Origin of the sequence: Ferrimonas aestuarii (assembly GCF_005116665.1) — a bacterium.
Classification (GTDB): domain Bacteria; phylum Pseudomonadota; class Gammaproteobacteria; order Enterobacterales; family Shewanellaceae; genus Ferrimonas; species Ferrimonas aestuarii.
Genome location: NZ_SWCJ01000011.1, coordinates 61524 through 79985, shown reverse-complemented (window position 1 = coordinate 79985; position 18462 = coordinate 61524). Strand labels below are relative to the sequence as shown.

At 53.0% G+C, this 18462-nt stretch carries 16 protein-coding genes; 7 read left to right on the top strand and 9 right to left on the bottom strand.

What is annotated here, in order from left to right; translation table 11 throughout:
* Nucleotides 1-182 precede the first annotated feature (182 nt).
* Together FCL42_RS14050 and FCL42_RS14045 are read left to right on the top strand one after the other, a co-directional pair.
* Entirely contained in the window at nucleotides 183-1277 is a 1095-nt protein-coding gene (locus tag FCL42_RS14050; protein WP_136864054.1) for a PfkB family carbohydrate kinase, read from the top strand.
* Nucleotides 1271-2182: a pseudouridine-5'-phosphate glycosidase gene (locus tag FCL42_RS14045; protein WP_136864053.1), complete on the top strand. Its 912-nt coding sequence runs from the start codon at nucleotides 1271-1273 to the stop codon at nucleotides 2180-2182. Before FCL42_RS14050 ends, FCL42_RS14045 begins: the two co-directional genes overlap by 7 nt.
* On the opposite strand, the gene FCL42_RS14040 is transcribed toward FCL42_RS14045, so the two are convergent.
* On the bottom strand, nucleotides 2179-2799 hold the full coding sequence (locus tag FCL42_RS14040; protein ID WP_136864052.1) for a uracil-DNA glycosylase family protein: 621 nt from the start codon (nucleotides 2797-2799) through the stop codon (nucleotides 2179-2181). The genes FCL42_RS14045 and FCL42_RS14040 overlap by 4 nt on opposite strands.
* A gap of 70 nt (nucleotides 2800-2869) precedes the next feature.
* Here FCL42_RS14040 and FCL42_RS14035 point away from each other — a divergent pair, with 70 nt between their 5' ends.
* Both FCL42_RS14035 and FCL42_RS14030 read left to right on the top strand, forming a co-directional pair.
* Nucleotides 2870-5431: a putative bifunctional diguanylate cyclase/phosphodiesterase gene (locus FCL42_RS14035; protein ID WP_136864051.1), complete on the top strand. Its 2562-nt coding sequence runs from the start codon at nucleotides 2870-2872 to the stop codon at nucleotides 5429-5431.
* 31 nt (nucleotides 5432-5462) lie between these two features.
* Nucleotides 5463-6263: an SDR family oxidoreductase gene (locus FCL42_RS14030; protein ID WP_136864050.1), complete on the top strand. Its 801-nt coding sequence runs from the start codon at nucleotides 5463-5465 to the stop codon at nucleotides 6261-6263.
* 1 nt (nucleotide 6264) lies between these two features.
* Here the strand turns inward: FCL42_RS14030 and FCL42_RS14025 are convergent, their stop codons facing one another.
* Nucleotides 6265-7005: a CPBP family intramembrane glutamic endopeptidase gene (locus FCL42_RS14025; RefSeq protein ID WP_136864049.1), complete on the bottom strand. Its 741-nt coding sequence runs from the start codon at nucleotides 7003-7005 to the stop codon at nucleotides 6265-6267.
* 152 nt (nucleotides 7006-7157) lie between these two features.
* Here FCL42_RS14025 and FCL42_RS14020 point away from each other — a divergent pair, with 152 nt between their 5' ends.
* Nucleotides 7158-9503 carry a YgiQ family radical SAM protein gene (locus FCL42_RS14020; RefSeq protein ID WP_136864048.1) on the top strand — a complete coding sequence of 782 codons (2346 nt, stop codon included), beginning with the start codon at nucleotides 7158-7160 and terminating at the stop codon, nucleotides 9501-9503.
* 57 nt (nucleotides 9504-9560) lie between these two features.
* On the opposite strand, the gene FCL42_RS14015 is transcribed toward FCL42_RS14020, so the two are convergent.
* From FCL42_RS14015 to FCL42_RS13995, 5 genes are all read right to left on the bottom strand, one after another.
* Nucleotides 9561-9914: a hypothetical protein gene (locus FCL42_RS14015; protein WP_136864047.1), complete on the bottom strand. Its 354-nt coding sequence runs from the start codon at nucleotides 9912-9914 to the stop codon at nucleotides 9561-9563.
* 84 nt (nucleotides 9915-9998) lie between these two features.
* The gene (locus tag FCL42_RS14010) at nucleotides 9999-10418 is read right to left on the bottom strand and encodes a MaoC family dehydratase (RefSeq protein ID WP_136864046.1); all 420 of its coding nucleotides are present in this window, start codon (nucleotides 10416-10418) and stop codon (nucleotides 9999-10001) included.
* The gene (gene phaC, locus FCL42_RS14005; RefSeq protein ID WP_136864045.1) at nucleotides 10408-12183 is read right to left on the bottom strand and encodes a class I poly(R)-hydroxyalkanoic acid synthase; all 1776 of its coding nucleotides are present in this window, start codon (nucleotides 12181-12183) and stop codon (nucleotides 10408-10410) included. The genes FCL42_RS14010 and phaC overlap by 11 nt, the downstream gene beginning before the upstream one ends.
* Nucleotides 12184-12274: 91 nt before the next feature.
* Entirely contained in the window at nucleotides 12275-12601 is a 327-nt protein-coding gene (locus FCL42_RS14000; protein WP_136864044.1) for a phasin family protein, read from the bottom strand.
* Nucleotides 12602-12713: 112 nt separating this feature from the next.
* Nucleotides 12714-12998: a hypothetical protein gene (locus FCL42_RS13995; RefSeq protein ID WP_205729270.1), complete on the bottom strand. Its 285-nt coding sequence runs from the start codon at nucleotides 12996-12998 to the stop codon at nucleotides 12714-12716.
* 400 nt (nucleotides 12999-13398) lie between these two features.
* Between FCL42_RS13995 and FCL42_RS13990 the strand changes: the two genes are divergently transcribed.
* Together FCL42_RS13990 and FCL42_RS13985 are read left to right on the top strand one after the other, a co-directional pair.
* Nucleotides 13399-15759 carry a multiheme c-type cytochrome gene (locus FCL42_RS13990; protein ID WP_136864043.1) on the top strand — a complete coding sequence of 787 codons (2361 nt, stop codon included), beginning with the start codon at nucleotides 13399-13401 and terminating at the stop codon, nucleotides 15757-15759.
* A gap of 189 nt (nucleotides 15760-15948) precedes the next feature.
* Entirely contained in the window at nucleotides 15949-17250 is a 1302-nt protein-coding gene (locus FCL42_RS13985) for a winged helix-turn-helix domain-containing protein (protein WP_169308399.1), read from the top strand.
* A gap of 52 nt (nucleotides 17251-17302) precedes the next feature.
* Here the strand turns inward: FCL42_RS13985 and FCL42_RS13980 are convergent, their stop codons facing one another.
* Both FCL42_RS13980 and FCL42_RS13975 read right to left on the bottom strand, forming a co-directional pair.
* Nucleotides 17303-17542, bottom strand: a complete 240-nt coding sequence (locus tag FCL42_RS13980) for a DUF2960 domain-containing protein (RefSeq protein ID WP_136864041.1) — start codon at nucleotides 17540-17542, stop codon at nucleotides 17303-17305.
* A complete protein-coding gene (locus FCL42_RS13975; RefSeq protein WP_136864040.1) occupies nucleotides 17542-18381 on the bottom strand; it encodes a CvfB family protein in 840 nt (279 codons plus the stop codon). The genes FCL42_RS13980 and FCL42_RS13975 overlap by 1 nt, the downstream gene beginning before the upstream one ends.
* Nucleotides 18382-18462: the final 81 nt, after the last annotated feature.

The following is an 18462-nucleotide window of genomic DNA, read 5'->3' as shown; positions in this document are numbered from 1 at the left end:
TCACTTACTGGTGTATGCCAATTCAAATTAAGCCCGACTTCGAGTCGGGCTTTTTTGTATCTGTACCATCTCTGAGACGCCATTGGGGATAGAACTAGATCACGATTTATTCAAAAAGTACTCGATCTTTCAAACAGTCTGCCCTACCATGCAAACAATTGTTTGTGAGTCGGACAAAAGTTATGACGGAACGAGAGCAACAGATTCTGGCAATTCTTCGCCAGCAACCCATGATTCCTCAGCAAGAGCTGGCGGATCAACTTGGGATCAGCCGCAGCGCTGCCGCAGGCCACATCATGAACTTGACCCGCAAAGGGGTGATTCAGGGTAAAGGCTACATTTTGGCCCCAGATCGTTACGCGGTAGTGATCGGTGGTGCCAACATGGATTTGAGTGGCGTTGCTACCTCTGAGCTGGTTCATGGGGATTCCAACCCCGGGCATCTGGTCGCCAGTGCTGGAGGGGTGGGACGTAATATCGCTGACAACCTCGGCCGTCTGGGATCTTCGGTGCAGTTTATTGGTGTGCTCGGGGATGACCCTTGGGCTGATCAGCTAAAACAAGCCTGTCGGGAAGCTCAAGTTGGCGTGGATCACTGCTTGACCATCAATGGGGCGAGTACTAGCAGCTACCTGTCGATTCACGGTGCCGATGGCGAAATGGCGCTGGCCTTGAACGACATGGGGTTGATTGACTCTTTGACCGGTGAGCAGCTCGCCCGTCGTGATGGGGTGCTGCAGCGCGCATACGCGCTGGTGTTAGACGCCAACCTCAGCAGCGACGCACTGAGCTATCTGTTTGAGCGCCATGGTGACAAGGCGATCTTCGTTGACCCGGTTTCCAGCGTAAAAGCGCCGAAACTGAAGCCTTACCTCAATAAAATTCACACTCTCAAGCCTAATCGTCAGGAAGCGGCGCTGTTGTCGGGGCGTAGCATTGACCGCTTGGAAGACCTGCCTGACGTCGCGGCAGCGCTTCATGATATGGGCGTTCAACGACTGCTTATTAGCTTGGGAAGCGAAGGGGCTTACGCCAGTGACGGTGGCCAAGCCACCTTTATCGAAGCGAAAGCGACCAATGTTCACAACGTAACTGGTGCCGGCGATGCCTTGATGGCGGGTCTAACTCACGGTTATCTCTCTCATCGGGATTGGCTCGACAGTGTTCATTTTGCACTGGCGGCTGCCAATCTCGCGCTGTCTGCGGACAGCACCATTAACTCTACCATGTCAGAACAGGCGGTATTACGCCTGCAGCAGGAGCTTGCAAGATGCTAAATCAATACTTGGATATTCAACCAGAAGTGGCCGAAGCATTGGCGAACAACCAGCCAGTGGTTGCTCTTGAGTCCACCATTATCTCTCACGGTATGCCTTACCCGCGTAACGTTGAAACCGCGTTGATGGTAGAGGAAGCGATCCGTGAACAGGGCGCCATTCCTGCGACCATCGCCATTATCGGCGGTCGCCTGAAAGTGGGTCTAGATGAAGCTCAGATCCGTCACTTGGGCCAAGCAGGCCAACAGGTAACTAAAGTAAGCCGTCGTGACATTCCTTTCGTTGTTGCAGCAGAGAAAGACGGTGCCACTACCGTAGCGGCAACCATGATTCTGGCGGAAATGGCGGGCATTAAAGTGTTTGCAACCGGCGGTATTGGTGGCGTTCACCGTGGCGCACAGCAGACTTTCGATATCTCTGCTGACCTGCAGGAACTGGCTAACACCAACGTTGCCGTAGTGTGTGCCGGTGCCAAATCCATTCTGGATCTGGGCCTAACTCGTGAATACCTAGAGACTCAAGGTGTACCGGTTGTGGGTTACCAGACCGATAGCCTGCCAGCGTTCTACACCCGCGAAAGTGAGCACAGCGTTGACTATCGTCTGGAAACTCCAGAGCAGATCGCGGCAGCCCTGAAAGCCAAGTGGCAGATGGAACTAAACGGCGGCGTTGTAGTAGCAAACCCAATTCCAGAAGCTTATGCCATGGCGCCAGAGGTGATCACCAATGCCATTGAAACTGCACTGCGTGAAGCGGAAGAGCAGGGCATTGCTGGTAAAGCATCTACCCCATTCCTGCTGGCTCGCGTTTGCGAACTGACTGGCGGCAACAGCTTGGATGCCAACATCCAACTGGTTCTGAATAACGCCCGCCTAGGTGCGCAGATCGCTAAAAACTACTGCTAATCGCTGAGCGTTAGTTTACTGAGTTGCTGCTTGAGTAAGGGCAGCAGCTCAGCGTCAAACCAGGGATTACGTTTGAGCCACAGATTGTTTCTTGGTGAAGGGTGAGGCAATGCTAAAACCTCTTGTTGTGGCTGCTTAAGGTAAGCCAAACCACTTTGGGTCACACTCTGGAAGTCGGGCAGATAAGCTTTCTGTGCGTACTGTCCCAACAAAATTGTTAGTTTCACGTCAGTCATTCGCTGTTGCAGCGGCTGGTGCCATCTTCTGGCACATTCTGGCCGAGGCGGCTGGTCGCCACTTTTCCCCTTACCTGGATAGCAAAATCCCATCGGTATTATCGCCACTCTCTGGGGGTCGTAAAACACCGTTTTGTCCATATTTAACCAGTGTCTAAGCCGATCGCCACTGGGGTCGTCGAAGGGACGTCGTTTATCATGAGCTCGTAAACCTGGGGCTTGACCAATAATCAATAACTTCGCCTTATCAGACCACTGCAGAATCGGTCTAGGCTCCAATGGCAGCTGCGCCCGGCAGATCTGACACTGGCTAACTTGCTGATTTAACTGAATTGAATTTTCCGAGGTGTCGATCAGATCGGAACTTTTGTTGATAGTCATTTTAAATCTCAACGATTTTCGGTAACTTGGGTAAAGTTTGCAGGTTTGCCGGACGCCTTATTAGGCCATAATGAGTATCACCAAACGATTTGTCATCCAACTGTGTGCCATCGCTTTGCCGATCTTGCTGTTTGTCGGTTGTGCTTTGTATTGGCAGTTGGAAAGTGGCTTGTCGTCGATGACGGCGGATCTGCACAGTCAAACCTTGGCATCTGCTGCCAATGAGCTGGACTCTCGACTCGACATTCAGCAGAGAGAGTTAAGCGAGTTTGCCGACTCCGACCCATTGGTTCGTCCCCACCTGTTAGCCCATTATCACAGAGAGGGCTTGCAACTGCTCACCATTAACCATTATGGCGAGCTGCATTGGTTATTGCCCGATCTCAGTTATGTCGATGCCACTCGTCAGGGGTTGATTGATGAACTGCAAAAGCGCCTAAACATAACCTCTTTTCAACATGCAAAGAGTGGCCTTATCGAGATTGAGGGTAACTACTGGGGGTTAACGGTGTTGCCTCAGTCGACCCGGGAAAGCCGCGGCTTGGCGATGCTGTTTTTATTGAGTGAACCTGTGATGCAGAGCTTCAGTCATGGCAGCTCTCTGATCTCCAACCTACGTATTATCCCTACGGCGTCTACAGGCTCTCAAGTACACTTAGCCGTCACCAGTTTTCAGGGCAAGCCGCTGTCGATGGTGGGCGATTTTCAAAATTGGCAAAGTGCTCAGAAAAGCCAGCTATTGTTTTTGGTCTTGGGAAGCTTCGGAGCCGCCTTGGGACTGCTTTTGCTGATCAGTCTTACTCACATGCACAGACAGCTGGTGGCCCCGTCTCAACGTATGTTGGCCTATTTGAGTAAACACCGCCAAGACAGTGATTGGCGTCAGCCGATTAAACTCGACAACAAGGGAGCAACGGCAGCCATCGCTCAGGTGATCAATGAGTTATCGAGTGCTGCCAGTGAAAGTTATCGCTTTCATCGCAGCGCCCTGAGCACCATCTCGGATGCGGTGATCATGGTGGACGATCTGGGCCGAATCACTCAGCTAAGCCCAGTGGCACAGTTGCTGCTGGAGCGGGATGATACCGACGTGACCGGTCACTATCTTACCGACATCATGCCCGGCACATCTGGGGCACAGCTGGACGCCATTTTGGTGTCGATGCTCAATGGTGGGCCGTTGAATGAAGAGGGGCGGATACAACTGGCCAGCTCTCAAAAAGCCAAGATGGTCGACTTTAGCATTCGCCGGGTCGAGTCGGACAGTGGCTGCATTGGTGCGGTGGTTACTCTCAAAGACATCACCAGTTCCGAAGTGTTGAAACTTGAGCTCAGACGCAAATCTCAGCGGGATAGTGTTTCCGGCTTGTTTAATCGTCAGAGCTTTGATCATCAGTTGGCGCAGATGAATCACGATGAGGGGCAGCACGCCATCTGTTTCTTGGATTTGGCTCGCTTTAAGTTGATCAATGATAGCTGCGGCAATGACGCGGGCGATCGCATGTTGAAAGACGTCTCGGACGCCATGTTGCGCTCCATCAAGAAGAGTGACTTTCTGGCTCGTATTGGCGGCGACGAGTTTGGCCTTATTTTAAATCACACCACTGCCCAAGATGCCGCTCGTCAGCTGAAAACCCTGATGGACAAAGTACGGGGCATCACCCTGTACTGGGATTCCGGCAGTTACAACGTGGGCATTCATATCGGGGTGGCTTTCCATCGGGGCAACGGCAATCCGAAAGAGATTTTAAAAGACGCTGAGCTGGCTTGTGAAGTGGCGAAAACTAAGGGTGATAGTCAGATTCACTTCTTCGATGCCATGGATCAGGATCTGGCGCATCAGCGGAATGCGCCTGCATGGGCGATGAAGATTAACGAAGCCATTTTGAACGACAACTTGGTGCTGTTTTTCCAACCCATTGAGCAGGTGGCTGGCACCGCGACTCGTAAGCGGATGGAGATTCTGCTTCGAATCCAAGAGGAAAACGGCAGCATCTTGGCGCCGGGGCAATTTATTGAAGCGGCAGAACGCTTTAACTTGATGCCTGCGGTTGACCGAGTGGTGATTCGCAAAGCCTTCGAGTGGTTGGCGCGCCACCCTGAACTTTGGCCCTATCAAGTTATCTCTATCAACTTGTCCGGCACCACCTTGTCCAGTGATGGGCTGGTGGACTACGTGGACGACCTAACCAAGTCGCTGTCGGTACCGACAGAGTGCGTCTGTTTCGAGGTAACCGAAACGGCGGCCATCGCCAACGAGAATCGAGCGCTGGACATGCTGCATTCACTGCGTAAGCGCGGTTTTGCGTTTGCCTTGGATGACTTTGGTTCCGGTTTTGCCTCCTACGGCTATCTGCGTCAGCTGCCGGTGGATTACGTGAAGATCGATGGCTGTTTCGTGCGAAATCTGGCGACCAATGCCAAGGATTACGCCATCGTGAAATCGATTCACGACGTTTGCCGGGTGATCGGCATTGAAACGGTGGCGGAGTTTGTGGAAGACCAGGATACCTTGGATCAGCTTAAGGCCATTGGGGTGACCTACGCCCAGGGGTATGGCATCGGTCGACCTAAGGATCTGGAGACCTATGAGCCGGATCTGTCGATGCTAAAACAGGTGGACATGGCTTAACGTACGACGCATAACAGCTTATGGAGAAGCGATGAGTGGCCTACAGGGAAAAGTAGTGTTGTTAACCGGTGCCTCTGAAGGGATCGGCAGAGAGTTGGCCAAACAGCTGGTCGCCTCTGGTGCCAACCTCATGATGGCTGCCCGCAATTTAGAGCGATTGTACCAGCTCTACGGTGAGATGGATGGCGGCGAACAGGTGCGAGTGTGTGGCTGTGATGTCAGTGATCAGCAGCAGTGCCAAAACCTCGTGGCCATGACGCTCAAAGAGTTTGGCTGCATTGATGTGGTTATTAACAACGCCGGCATCACCATGTGGAGTCGCTTCGACGACACCCAAGACCTATCCATTTTTGAAAACCTGATGCGGGTCAATTATCTGGGGGCGGTTTACCTAACTCATGCGGCCTTGCCTTGTTTAAAAACGGCGAAAGGTCAGGTTGTCGCCATTGCCTCCGTGGCGGGGTTGACTGGCGTACCCAGTCGTACAGGCTATGCTGCGTCTAAACACGCCATGATCGGTTTCTTTGATTCCCTGCGTATTGAGCTCAAACAGGACGGTGTGGATGTTACCGTGATCTGTCCCGACTTCGTGGTGTCAGAGATCCATAAGCGGGCCATCGGAGCCGATGGCCAGCCCTTGGGAGACAGCCCGATGCAGGAAGCCAAAATCATGACCGCGGAGCAGTGTGCTCGGTTAAGCATCGAGGCCATTGCCAAGCGTCAGCGGCTACTGGTGACCTCTTTGAGAGGGCGGCTGGGGCGTTGGTTCAAGTTGTTGGCTCCGAGGTTTATCGATCACCTTGCGGACAAGGCGATACGGGATCGACACTAACTTAAAAGGCTACCTCTCCGTAAGGCCCCCAGCCGTAGAACAGAGACAGGGTCGCAATTAGGTTCATTAGCATGTGCAGGCCGATGCAAGGGAGTATCGAGCCGCCTTTGTGCCGCAAAAAACCGAGCAATAGGCCGTTAGTAAAGATATATGCCACGGCCCACATTGTGTATTGAGTGTGTATGATGGCCCACAGTGCTGAAGTGATTGTGCAGGTTAGCCATGGTTTATGCCATTTGTGCTCTAAGGATTGCCACAACATCTGCCGAAAGAACAGCTCCTCCACTAAGGGAGCTAAGATGACAATGCTCAATATGAGCAGAGGAATCGGGACGCCCTGACTTATGCTGAACATCCATCCAATGTCGGCTTCGATTCCCGGTAGATGCCAACTGACCCACTCCATTGCGGGGTAGGTGACCAAAGTCACCCCCAGTAGCAACCTCGAAGAAGCGGGACGAACCCAAGCCATGGCGGCGAGGACTCGATTGGCGTAGTACTTACGATAGGTGATTGCAAACCCTAATAGGGCGACACCCTGAAAGACCAAGCCACCTGCAGTTTCTACTAAATTTTCGTTGAAGCCTGGTATTAGGGCAAATACCGGAATCATTAACACCGTGCTGATAGCAAACACCATCAGGGCAAAACCGATGCTGTAATACAGGGGCAGGGCAAAATCTTCAGGGGCACAAGCGGTTTGTGCTGGAAGCGGAGTCGAGTTTGATGGTGCTTGGTTCATGTTTCATCCTTGAATTGTTATGGAGGTTACCGTCGCCAATAACCGCGGTGCAGTCAAGGCAAACCCCTAGCTAAAATGTGTCTATTTTTTAAACTTCGCCTATGGGGGCTGGGTCTGCTACAATCCGCGCCCTTACAAGCTGAGGTAGTACTATGATCCCGAAACCCAAATCCAAGCTGTTTGAATATCCCAAGTTCTGGGCCGAGTCTTTAGGTCCGGCACCCTTTATGCCAACCACGCGTAAAGAGATGGACAAACTGGGTTGGGACAGCTGCGACATCATCGTTATTACCGGTGATGCCTATGTGGATCATCCCTCCTTTGGCATGGCCATTGTTGGCCGCATGCTGGAAGCGCAGGGGTTCCGGGTGGGGGTTATCGATCAGCCGGACTGGACCAGCAAAGACGACTTCATGCGCCTAGGCAAGCCCAACCTATTTTTTGCGGTGGGTGCAGGCAACATGGACTCGATGATCAACCACTACACCGCCGACCGCCGCTTGCGACATGATGACGCGTACACGCCGGATAACGTCCACGGTAAGCGTCCCGACCGTGCGGTGGTGGTCTACACCCAGCGCTGTAAAGAGGCCTATAAAGAGGTGCCGGTCACCATCGGCAGCATCGAAGCCAGCCTGCGCCGAATTGCCCACTACGACTACTGGCAAGATAAAGTCCGTCGAGCCATTTTGTTCGATGCTAAGGCTGACTTGCTGATCTATGGCAATGCCGAGCGCCCCATTATTGAGGTGGCTCACCGTTTGGCTGCCGGTGAATCCATCGACAGCATGCGTGACATCCGCGGCACCGGTTTTTTGACCAAAGATGCCCTACCGGAGTGGACTGGTTTGGATTCCACCACCTTGGATACTCCGGGCAAAATTGATCCGATTCCGAATCCCTATGGTGCCGACGACATGGGCTGCGAGATGAGCTCCCAAGTTCAGGTTGAGCCTGCTCAGGCCAAGCCAGTCACGGTGCAGCCAGCCAAGCCCAAACCTTGGGAGAAGCAGTACATCCTGCTGCCCGCTTACGATCAGGTCAAAGTGGATAAGGTGTTGTACGCCCATAGCTCTCGAGTATTCCATCAGGAGACTAACCCGGGCTGTGCTCGTGCGCTGATGCAGCGCCATGGCGATCGTCATATTTGGCTTAACCCACCGGCGATTCCACTGGAAACCGATGAGATGGATTGGGTGTTTGGCCTGCCGTATCAGCGGGTGCCGCATCCTAAGTATAAGGGCAAGAAGATCCCCGCCTACGACATGATTAAGACTTCCATCAACATCATGCGTGGCTGTTATGGAGGCTGCTCTTTCTGCTCCATTACCGAGCATGAAGGGCGGATCATCCAAAGTCGGAGTCATGAGTCGATCATCAATGAGATCGAGGAGATCAAGCAGAAGGTCCCGGGCTTTACTGGGGTGATCTCCGATCTCGGTGGTCCGACAGCCAATATGTATAAGCTGCGCTGTAAGAGCCCGAAGGCGGAGTCCACCTGTAGACGCCTATCCTGTATCTATCCAGACATCTGTGGCCACATGGATACCGACCACACCCCAACCATCGAGCTGTATCGTAAAGCCCGTAAGGTGGAGGGCATTAAGAAGATCTTGATCGCTTCCGGAGTGCGTTACGATCTGGCAGTGGAAGATCCGCGCTATGTGAAGGAGTTGGCGAGCCATCACGTGGGCGGTTACCTGAAGATCGCCCCAGAACACACGGAAGAGGGGCCACTGTCGAAGATGTTGAAACCGGGGATGGGCAGCTATCACCGCTTTAAGCAGATGTTTGATAAGTACTCTAAAGAGGCGGGTAAGAAGCAGTATTTGATCCCGTATTTTATCTCGGCGCACCCGGGCACCACCATTAAAGACATGGCTAACTTGGCGCTGTGGCTAAAAGAGAACAACTTCAAACTGGATCAGGTGCAGAACTTCTATCCGTCGCCATTGGCAAATGCGACCGCCATCTGGCATACCGGATTGGATTCACTGCATAAGGTCAGTCACAAGTCGGAAAAGGTGGCGGTTGCCAAGGGCGGTCGTGAACGTCGCATCCATAAGGCAATTTTGCGCTACCACGATCCAGAAGGCTGGCCACTGGTTCGGGAAGGGCTGCGCAGTGCTGGTTTAGCAAAGCTCATCGGTAATGGCCCGAACTGTTTGGTGCCCGCTGAGGGCCAAGGGCGAGGGCGTGGTCATCAGAATCGCGGTCAAGGTCGCCCAGCGCTGTCGAAACACACAGGTTTAGGTCAGTTTGATAAGCCTCGTCGCAATGGTCAAAAGCCCAAGGCGGCAGGCCACGGCGGTAAAGGTATTGGTGCGGGCCAAGGTAAGCCAGCCGCCGCCGGGAAACCGAAAGGCAAACCAGCAAACCGAGCCAATGGTGGCGGCCAAGAGCAGGGCAATCGCAGCCGCCCGGGCAGTAAGCCTGCCGGTCGGGGCAAGCCAGCTCAAGGGGGCCGAGGTAAGCCAGCAAGTCGCCGTAAGCCATAGCGACAGAACGCAAAAGGGAGCCTAAGGCTCCCTTTTGTTTCACTGCGGTTTGTCTTGTTAGTGATATTTATCGATCACTAGGGTGATGCTGCTGCCATTGTGGGTGTGGCAGGTGCCCGCTTCGTACTCACGTTCTAGGGTAAACTGACACTGGCCTAGATGAGGATCGCTGAGGCTCAAGCGAGTGGCAACATCATCGACACTGATGGTGAGCTCCAGCACGCTGTCATCCTCCCGCTCCAAGGTGAGGTAGTAGGGCTTCACCAAGGTGATTTGGATCTCTTCGGCGTGCAGCAGTAACCCGTCTGGACCATGGATACCATAGAGTAATTTCACTTGAGGCGAGGTGCTGTCATAGGCTGTAGCGGCTGATGACAACAGTAGTGCTAGGGCAACGAACCATGGGCGCATAGGACGCCTCCGCATTATTCCTGTTCCCAAAGCTTAGTTGGCGGTGGCAGGCACCGCCAATCTCTCACACAGATTTTCCGAAACTTACCTTAGACTTTGGGCTACGGGCTCCGGCAGTTTGACCACCGCTTCTCCCTGAATGCACTCGATGCCCTCGGTGTTGATCACCAAGGTGATGAAGGTGGCGATGCCTTTGTCGATATTGAGATCCGACAAGTGGATAGTAGCCGTGACTCGCTCGCCTACGTAGACCGGATGCATAAACCTCAATGACTGGCCGAGATAGATGGTGCCCGGGCCAGGAAGCTGTTGACCAAGTAACCCAGAGAACAGGCTCGCCGATAGCATGCCGTGAACAATAGGGCGTTGGAATCGGGTGCTTTTGGCGTAGGTGGCATCCAGGTGCACTGGGTTGTGATCCAGTGCCAGATCCGCAAAGGTTTCCACATCGCTGGCGGTGATGGTTTTGTTGACCGAGGCGCTGTCTCCCAGTTTAAGCGTCATGGCTTGCCTCCTGGGGAGACGGTTGATCTAGGCGTCGCTGCACGTAACGTCCCGGTGCTGGCTCAATCTCCAGTGTCACTGGGCGTGCGTCGACCTGAGTCTTTGGGTTTTGAGCCACGAGCCACAGCTGCCAGGTTTGCCACCAAGATTCATCGGAGCGGGTGGCGGCTTTAAGCCAGTCGTCGCTGGTTTGCATCTGTTGTCCTTGATAGTGGCCGTACTTACCTCCAATGGGATTGATGATGCCAGCCACGTGGCCTGACTCACCTAAGATAAAGGTTTTTTCACCACCCAAAGCTTGTTGACTGGCGTAGCAGCTTTGCCACAGGGCGATGTGATCCTCTTGGGTGGCGACGGCGAAACTTGGGCTGGTGACTTTGGCGAGGTCGATGGCGGTATCGTGGACATGAAACGTCCCTTTTTGGACCAGCTGGTTTTGCCAGTACATCCGCTTCACCAAGCTTGTGTGACAAGGGCCGGTGACATTGGTGCTGTCACCATTCCAGTGCAATAGATCGAAGGCCATGGGGCTGTTGCCTTTCAGGTAACCTTCGACAAAGTAGTTCCAGTAGAGCTGGTTCTCTCTGAGCAGAGCAAAGCTGACCGCCAGTTGGCGACCGTCCATGAGCCCCAGTTGTTGATTTTGCGCTTCAATGGCAGCAACGCTGTGCTCGTTGATAAAGTGGCCGATGTCTCCAGGCTCGGAAAAATCCAGCAAGGTGGTAAACAAACTGGCGGAGACAATGCGTTTTTTCAGGCGCTTGGCGCTCATGTAGGCCATGGTTGTCGCCAGCAAGGTGCCGCCAATGCAATAACCAACGCCATTAACCTCTTTCTCACCAGTCAGGGTTTCAATGGCGTGCAATGCGGCCATGACGCCGTCGGTGACGTAGTGGTCAAAATCCAACTGTTGATGGCTCTGATCAGGGTTCACCCAAGAGATCATAAACACCGTATGGCCTTGAGCCACCAACTGGCTTACCAGTGAGTTTTTGCGGCTAAGATCCAGAATGTAGTACTTATTGATGAACGCTGGCACCATCAATACTGGCCGCTTGTACACCTTGTCTGTAGAAGGGGCGTATTGGATCAGCTGCAGGAGCTCATTTTCAAATACCACCGAGCCCGGGGTTGCCGCTAACTCCTTACCTAGGGTGAACGCTTGGTTGTCGTTCATGGCGATATTTAATTGGTCACCACTGCGAATCAGATCCTGCTGCAGCAGCTTAAGGCCATCTATCAGGTTTTGGCCCCCGGACTCTTCCGTCAATTTCAGGAGCTCAGGGTTAGTGGCAATGAAATTGGTGGGTGCTAGGGCGCTGAGCATCTGCCGAGCGATGAACTTCAGCCGCTGTCGCTGAGGCTGGTCGAGTTGCGGGTGCTGCTCAATGGCGCTAAGTATCTGGCGTTGAGTCAGTAGATAGCTGCGTTTGATGTAATCGAACCAAGGCGATTGTTGCCAAAGAGGGCTATTGAAGCGGCGATCTCCCTTTTCTGGTTCACTCAGACAGGGATCTAACTGAGTTTCTGAAGTTGTGCCCAGAGTCAGCTCTCCAAGCAGTTGCAGCTGTTGTTGCCAACACTCTAGTTGCCACTGCAGTTGCTCTGCGGGATCTTGTTGTGGGGACTGCCACAGCGTTAGCCATTGCTGATACCAATCTTGTTGTACCGCTTGATGGCTCAGGGAGGGGGTGCTTAAGCGTTGCCACAGCTGCTGCTGACACTGCTGGGCAAAGTTAAACCACTGCTGATGTTGGTGGAACATCTTGGGCTCCTGTTCGGCCGGTCTGCCATGATGGCAAGGGAGAGGGCCGCTCAGCGCTGCAGATAGGCTAAGCGGCGTTATTGCTGATGACTTAGGCGGGGCGAGTCATCTTGTCGACGGAGGTTTTGAACTCCTGACCGATCTCATTGAGTGCCTGCATGTCCTGCATTACGCGGCTTGAGATCTCATTCATTAGCTGCATCTGTTTGCTGGTAAAGGCCATCATGCTAGGGAGATCGGTAACTTCAGAGGCGGATTTTACCTGGTCGATGCCAAGCTCACCGTAGTGTTGGGCAGCATCCAATTGCAGACGAGATACACGCTGATAGTTTTCTGCCATCAGTTGGTTGAATTGGGTAACAGGGGCTTGAAAGGCTTGGCTTTGTTGCTGTAGCTGCTTGAGCATGTCCATATACATGATGGCTCTCCTTTGATTGGGTAGAGCCTCAATGTAGATAGGGCAATTGACAGTGCGGTGACAGTTTGGTGAGGGCTAAGTGACGGTTTCTCTACAGGTTCGTGAAGTTGATTCACACAACGGCGAGCAGCAACCCACCGATGGACAAGGCGGCTTTGGCAACCTGACCTGCGGTGTAGGTGTCGTCGTCGATCTCTTGAACCTGACTGGGATGATCCATGCCAAGAACGCCATAGGTGAAGCTTTCCGTGGCGGAGACTTCCGGCTTAGCCTTAGCTTCCCCTTGAGATTGAGCGGCTTGTTGCTGCTGATCTTGAGGGGGCGTGTAACTGTAACTGGTTTTGCTTTGTGGCGCTGAGTATTGGTTGTAGGCGCTGCTGTTCATCGAGACTGTCATTACACATCCTCATTGGTGGAAATACCCGCTGAGCAATATAGCAAACCTTGCTGAAATTGTCGGCAAATTTAATGAGTTAAACCCGTTAACTCTGTCTTTGGGAACTCTTCACTGCATTTTTAAAATTATCCCAATTCTGGCAACTTTTGGGAGCCCAAACTGTGTCCCAAATCACCCAAAATAGGGGTGAAAATTCAAGGTTGTAACCAGTGGGGAACGGGCTGGATTAGATCTGTTTACAAGTTGGCTTCATTTGTTCGGTGTTCAATATGGCTGACTCACAGTTTTGTTTTTGCGTCATTTTGCAATTGAGTTGGTCACAGAGCCAGAGTAGTGCAATCGCTAGCATCTCCCTTGCCCAATTTAGGGCCCAATCAAACCTGATTGAAGGGAAATGATGATGATGAATCAAAACTACAAAATAGCGATGCTGGCGACGGTGCTCGCGACAACGTTGTCGGCGTGTTCCGACGGTGATGATGGCGCCCCTGGAGAACCCGGTAAACCGGGAATCACGCCTCCGGTGCTGGCCAGCAGTGCAAGTGAACTGAATGTGGAAGTTGAACAGATTGAGGTGGGTGCCGATTCCAGTTTAACGTTCCGCGTAACTAATGAAGAGGATCTGGCGGTTGCTGGATTGGATAAGTTTGGCTTTATTGTTGCTGGCTTAGAGCAAGGGCGAGAAGGCGATGCCAACAGTTGGAAGCTGCTGAGTTCAGAATCTTGCCCAGCGTCGAAATACTCCGGTTGTGGTGAGTTGATTGACAATAAAGATGGCAGCTACCGCTATAAGTTCGACAAGGATCTCTCTTCGGTTGAGGCCTTTGAACTGACCGACAGCAAGACCCTGCGCTTAGTGGTTCGTACTGGTGGTGAATCGGTTGGCGTTTCGGAAGTACCTTATGACAATGCCATTCATGATTTTCGCCTGGATGGTGCCGAACTGGAGTACAGCAAAAATGTGGTGACGGAAGAGAACTGCGTTAGCTGTCATGACGATCTGGCGTTCCACGGCGGTAAGTACACCGAGGTGGAAACCTGTGTCGCGTGTCACGCCGATAACAAGGTAAGCGGCGAGGCGGTGTTCCCAGTGTTGGCCCACCAAGTTCACATTGGCGAGATCTCCGCGCCCGTGGGAGGCTGTGACAACTGCCACCAAGATACTGGAGTGGCTCAAGATTTCGGCAACTGGAAAGCGGTGCCGACGGCCGAGACCTGTTCAGTGTGTCACCAAGACGTCAACTTCGAAACCGGTGCCAACCACGTTGGTGGCCCTCGAGAAGACAACAGCACCTGCGCTCTGTGTCACAGTGAATCCGAGATTGAGATGAAGCACCTGTCGACCTATCAAGGACAGACTTCTCGCCGCGAGAATCTGCACCTGACCGTGGTTGACGCCAAGATGGTGGACGCCCCACAAGCACAGGAAAACATCGACTCTGGCCGAGATACCGACACCACCGGTTACGTTCAGTTGACCGTAGACATTCTGGATAAAGACGGCCAGTCCCTGAATCTGCAGCTGGATAAGGCGGACTTCTTCTACTACTCCGAGTTCTACATCAACTGGGGTGGTCAGGACATGGGCATGGAGCGCGGTAAGATTCTGCGTGTGTTCACCAATAAAGAGGAGACTGTAGACTCCGATTACGTGGCCAAACCGGTACTGCTTAACTATGCCAACGGCAAATCCACCTATGAGATCGGTCCATTCGATCTGCAGGACCGCTTTGACGGTGATCTGAACGACTCCTATGGCATGGTTACCCCTCGCATCTGGTTCTGCATGGATGCTGCCGGTGAAAACATCGAGTCTTGCTCAGAAACCTCCAGCGTCTGGGGCCAAGGTGCCGCCGGTTACAACTGGCTGCACTTCTTCGATAAGCAAGGCATGCTGGAGCAGCGTCCTCGCCGTCAGGTAGTGACCAATGAGAAATGTGGCTCCTGCCACGGCATGACCGAGCGTGACAGCGATGGCATGGCGCAGATGACCTTGAACTGCCGTTCTTGTCACCCAGTGACCAAGACCGACTTCTTCGGCACCACCTGTGCGTCTGGCTCCATCGATAGCGATGGCGACGGCCAACTGGATGAGCAGTTGATGATGAAGAGCATCACTCCTCGCGGTGAGCGTGACTGGACCACCGCCTCTAATGCTGCGGAAGAGTGTGTGGCTTGCCACAATGCCAACAACCCGCCAACTCAGGTGATTCGTGATTCTCATACCAAGCAAGGGGATGCGGATTACATCGAACAGCTGACCATGAGTCACCCGGATCACAAGGTATGGATCCACGCCATGCACGCCAACAACCGTGCTAACCAAGGTGGCGAAGGTTGGGTTCGAAACGTGGAGTATTCCGCGGATCTGGCCAACTGCGTTAAGTGTCACGAAGGGGACAGCTTTGATGCGAAATACCTAGTGGGCCGCAAGCCGCTGGCACTGGACTTGGACTACATGGACACCTATGACGGTCTGGATCCGGCGGACCCGAAAGACGTCAGTGGTAACAAGCGTTTTGCCATTGATGCCAAGGCCGATGCCTTTGTATCGCCAACGGCTGCCGTGTGTTTGAGCTGCCATGGTAAACGGGCACCACAAACCGGTGAAGACCGCCGTCAGGTACGAGCCGAAGTGGTGGCCCACATGAAGCAAAATGGGGCTCAGTTCGGTGTGACTGAGGGTGAGTACAACGGTGAAGAGTCCTGTTCAGTGTGTCATAACCTGGACAACCTCAAACAGGTTCACGGGCTGAAGTAACCTAGCTGTGGCGGAGCGCGTGATGCGCTTCGCCCCCTGCACAAAAGCAAAAATCAAACCTCGGCCTCATCATCCGAGGTTTTTTTATAAGGTTTCAGGGATTCGGGAGCTTGGTCATGCAAAACCTTATTCGCTGTCAGTATGATCTTCATTCTTTACCTTTTACAGTCACCGGCATATGGAGGACGGATGCAGCTATCTCAAAATTTGCGAATCGATGAAGCACGGCGAGAGTTGATTGATGCTCGAGATGGTTCTGCTCACCCCTTGTCCTTTGCCGAACTGGAGATTCTAAAGTCGCTGTACCTGAATTGGGGAGAGGTGGTCGATAAAGACACACTAACCCAAGCGGGCTGGCCCGGCCGAGTGGTGGCGCAGTCGTCATTGACCCAGTGCATCAGCACCCTAAGGCGTAAACTGCAAACCCACCAAGATCTTGAGCTCAAGACCATCCCTCGCCACGGTTATTGTCTGTGTAGCCATGAGTGTGCGCCCGACGACAAATCGGCGAGTGTGATGACTTCACCAGTGATTAAGCGAAAAGCCGTCAATTGGCGTCGGTTTGGCATGTGGGCAACGCTGCCTTTAGTGTTCGTCACCTTGGTGTTGCTGCACAGCAGTGGTTGGCTAGCCAGAGTGAAGCAGCGTTTACAGATGTTGGATGCCCCGAAAGTGGCCGAAGTCATGGTGGAGCCGATTCAGGTTGGGCACAACACCAACCTCGCTCATCAAGTGGTGTTTGACGTAGACCAAGGCATTGAGCCGGTGGGAGCGCAGCAGTTTGTGGCCAACTGGAATCACGTTGACCAGATGATGCCTAAGGCCAATCAGCAGCGCAGTTTCATCAAACAGAGTAACGACTTCGACTCCATCGCGCTGTGCATGGATTACCAAGGCGATTGCAAAGATCGCATTCCATTGAATCTGGTAAAACGCCATCGAACTGAGCCCCAATTGGATCTCTCTTGGCTACAGCGCACTAAATTGCGTATGGAGCAGGTTACCTACAACAAAATTTTACTGGACCGGTTTGAAGGCCCTGCCGATGGCCTGACAGAAGAGGTTTACCGCGCCGACGTCTACTACTATGGCGACAGTGACAATGTGGTTCGCAGTGACATGCGGTTCTCGTTGGTGTTTGAGTCTGAACACCGTGGCAAGTTGATTGTGGCGGCCTGCTTTACGGATGCGGTGAATTGGCAGACCAGCATGAGATATGAGTTTTCTGGCTCTTTTAATGCTTTCGACTCTCAGGTAGATGGCCGCCTAGTGAGACGCTTTCAGGTGGATGTGGACAATCAGCAGTTCAATCGACCCGGAGTGCTGACCGAGGAGATGGCAGTGATCTATCGAGAACTGCAGAAAGCGGTACTGTCGCAGAAGCAATTGGTGCTGCATCAACTGCAGCAGGATGAGGCCAGCGGAGTCTGGAGCTTACCACTGTGGGGAGATACCATGGTGTGGGCGACCAGAGCTGAGCTAAAACTGTAAATAAATCAATAAAAAGGAGCCAAAGGCTCCTTTTTTGTGATGGTCTTTTGCCTCAGTCGCGAACGACGGTGATGTTGCTGAAGCCTTTCTGCTTAATGTAATTGTCGCGAAAGTTACGGTGAGTTTTTTTGTCTCGGGTCGACATCTTCACCGCTTGTTCCATCGCAAGGTAGTCGCTGGTATCGATCCCTTCGGCGGCAGCGACCGCCTCAAAGGCATCGTGGAATTTATCGTTGGCGTAGCCGATGGTCTTCTGTTTGCCTTTAAAGGTGTAGCTGATGGTCAGTGCCATTAGTTGCCTCCTTTAAGGCGGATGCCGTCCGGATCGATCTGGATGCGGCCACTCTTAAACAGATCCCCGAGGGTGCGCTTGTAGACCTTCTTGCTGACGCGGAAGATGCGTTTGATCACCTCAGGATCCGCTTTGTCCCCAAGGGGGCTAAAGCCATCATTGCGCTCTAGGTGCGCCAGAATTTTTTGTCCCAGTTCATCCACCTGCTTGTGTGCTGGCGGATTCAGGGTGAGGTCGATGCCGCCATCTTCGCGAACTCGCTTGATGAAGCCTTTGACGCGTTGGCCAACACGGACCTCTTTGAACAGCTCATTGTGATACAGCACGCCCCAGTAACTGTCGTTAACGATCGCTTTAAAGCCAAGGTCGGTCTTATTGGTCAGCAGCAGATCCACTTCCTGCATATGCTTGAACTTGCCCGGCTTTTCGGAAACGAAACGGTCCAGTTTACTGGAGGCTGCCAAACGTTCGGTGTGGCGATCTTGATAGATGTACACCACGTAGTGGCGTCCTTTCTCCATCGGGATCTTCTGTTGGTTGTAAGGCACCAGCAGATCTTTATCTAGGCCCCAATCCATGAAGGCGCCGGCCTTGTTGACGTCCACGACCTGCAGCAGCACAAACTCGCCCAGAGAGCCTTTGGCTTTCTGAGTGGTGGCGATCAATTGATCTTCGGAGTCGAAGTAGAGAAATACGTCGACTTCGCTGCCGATGTCAGTGCCTTCTGGCACGTATTTATTGGGAAGAAGAACGTGGCCGAAGTTTCCGCCGTCTAAAAATACCCCGTAGTCGCTTAAGCGAGCGACCTTGAGGCGATTGTAATGACCAATCTTTGCCATGATGCTGAACCTGAAAAAGGGATGCTGCCCACTAAGGGGAGGAGAATGGAGCAGAGTATAAACGATGGCAAGGCCAGCCCC

What these genes read in the sequence shown, in the direction of transcription:
- FCL42_RS14045 (WP_136864053.1), top strand. Translation starts at nt 1,271, where the DNA reads ATGCTAAATCAATACTTGGATATTCAACCAGAAGTGGCCGAAGCATTG.
- FCL42_RS14050 (WP_136864054.1), top strand. Translation starts at nt 183, where the DNA reads ATGACGGAACGAGAGCAACAGATTCTGGCAATTCTTCGCCAGCAACCC.
- FCL42_RS14015 (WP_136864047.1), bottom strand. Translation starts at nt 9,914, where the DNA reads ATGCGCCCATGGTTCGTTGCCCTAGCACTACTGTTGTCATCAGCCGCT.
- FCL42_RS13975 (WP_136864040.1), bottom strand. Translation starts at nt 18,381, where the DNA reads ATGGCAAAGATTGGTCATTACAATCGCCTCAAGGTCGCTCGCTTAAGC.
- FCL42_RS14000 (WP_136864044.1), bottom strand. Translation starts at nt 12,601, where the DNA reads ATGTATATGGACATGCTCAAGCAGCTACAGCAACAAAGCCAAGCCTTT.
- FCL42_RS14025 (WP_136864049.1), bottom strand. Translation starts at nt 7,005, where the DNA reads ATGAACCAAGCACCATCAAACTCGACTCCGCTTCCAGCACAAACCGCT.
- FCL42_RS13985 (WP_169308399.1), top strand. Translation starts at nt 15,949, where the DNA reads ATGCAGCTATCTCAAAATTTGCGAATCGATGAAGCACGGCGAGAGTTG.
- FCL42_RS13990 (WP_136864043.1), top strand. Translation starts at nt 13,399, where the DNA reads ATGATGAATCAAAACTACAAAATAGCGATGCTGGCGACGGTGCTCGCG.
- FCL42_RS14040 (WP_136864052.1), bottom strand. Translation starts at nt 2,799, where the DNA reads ATGACTATCAACAAAAGTTCCGATCTGATCGACACCTCGGAAAATTCA.
- FCL42_RS13980 (WP_136864041.1), bottom strand. Translation starts at nt 17,542, where the DNA reads ATGGCACTGACCATCAGCTACACCTTTAAAGGCAAACAGAAGACCATC.
- FCL42_RS14020 (WP_136864048.1), top strand. Translation starts at nt 7,158, where the DNA reads ATGATCCCGAAACCCAAATCCAAGCTGTTTGAATATCCCAAGTTCTGG.
- FCL42_RS13995 (WP_205729270.1), bottom strand. Translation starts at nt 12,998, where the DNA reads ATGACAGTCTCGATGAACAGCAGCGCCTACAACCAATACTCAGCGCCA.
- phaC (WP_136864045.1), bottom strand. Translation starts at nt 12,183, where the DNA reads ATGTTCCACCAACATCAGCAGTGGTTTAACTTTGCCCAGCAGTGTCAG.
- FCL42_RS14030 (WP_136864050.1), top strand. Translation starts at nt 5,463, where the DNA reads ATGAGTGGCCTACAGGGAAAAGTAGTGTTGTTAACCGGTGCCTCTGAA.
- FCL42_RS14010 (WP_136864046.1), bottom strand. Translation starts at nt 10,418, where the DNA reads ATGACGCTTAAACTGGGAGACAGCGCCTCGGTCAACAAAACCATCACC.
- FCL42_RS14035 (WP_136864051.1), top strand. Translation starts at nt 2,870, where the DNA reads ATGAGTATCACCAAACGATTTGTCATCCAACTGTGTGCCATCGCTTTG.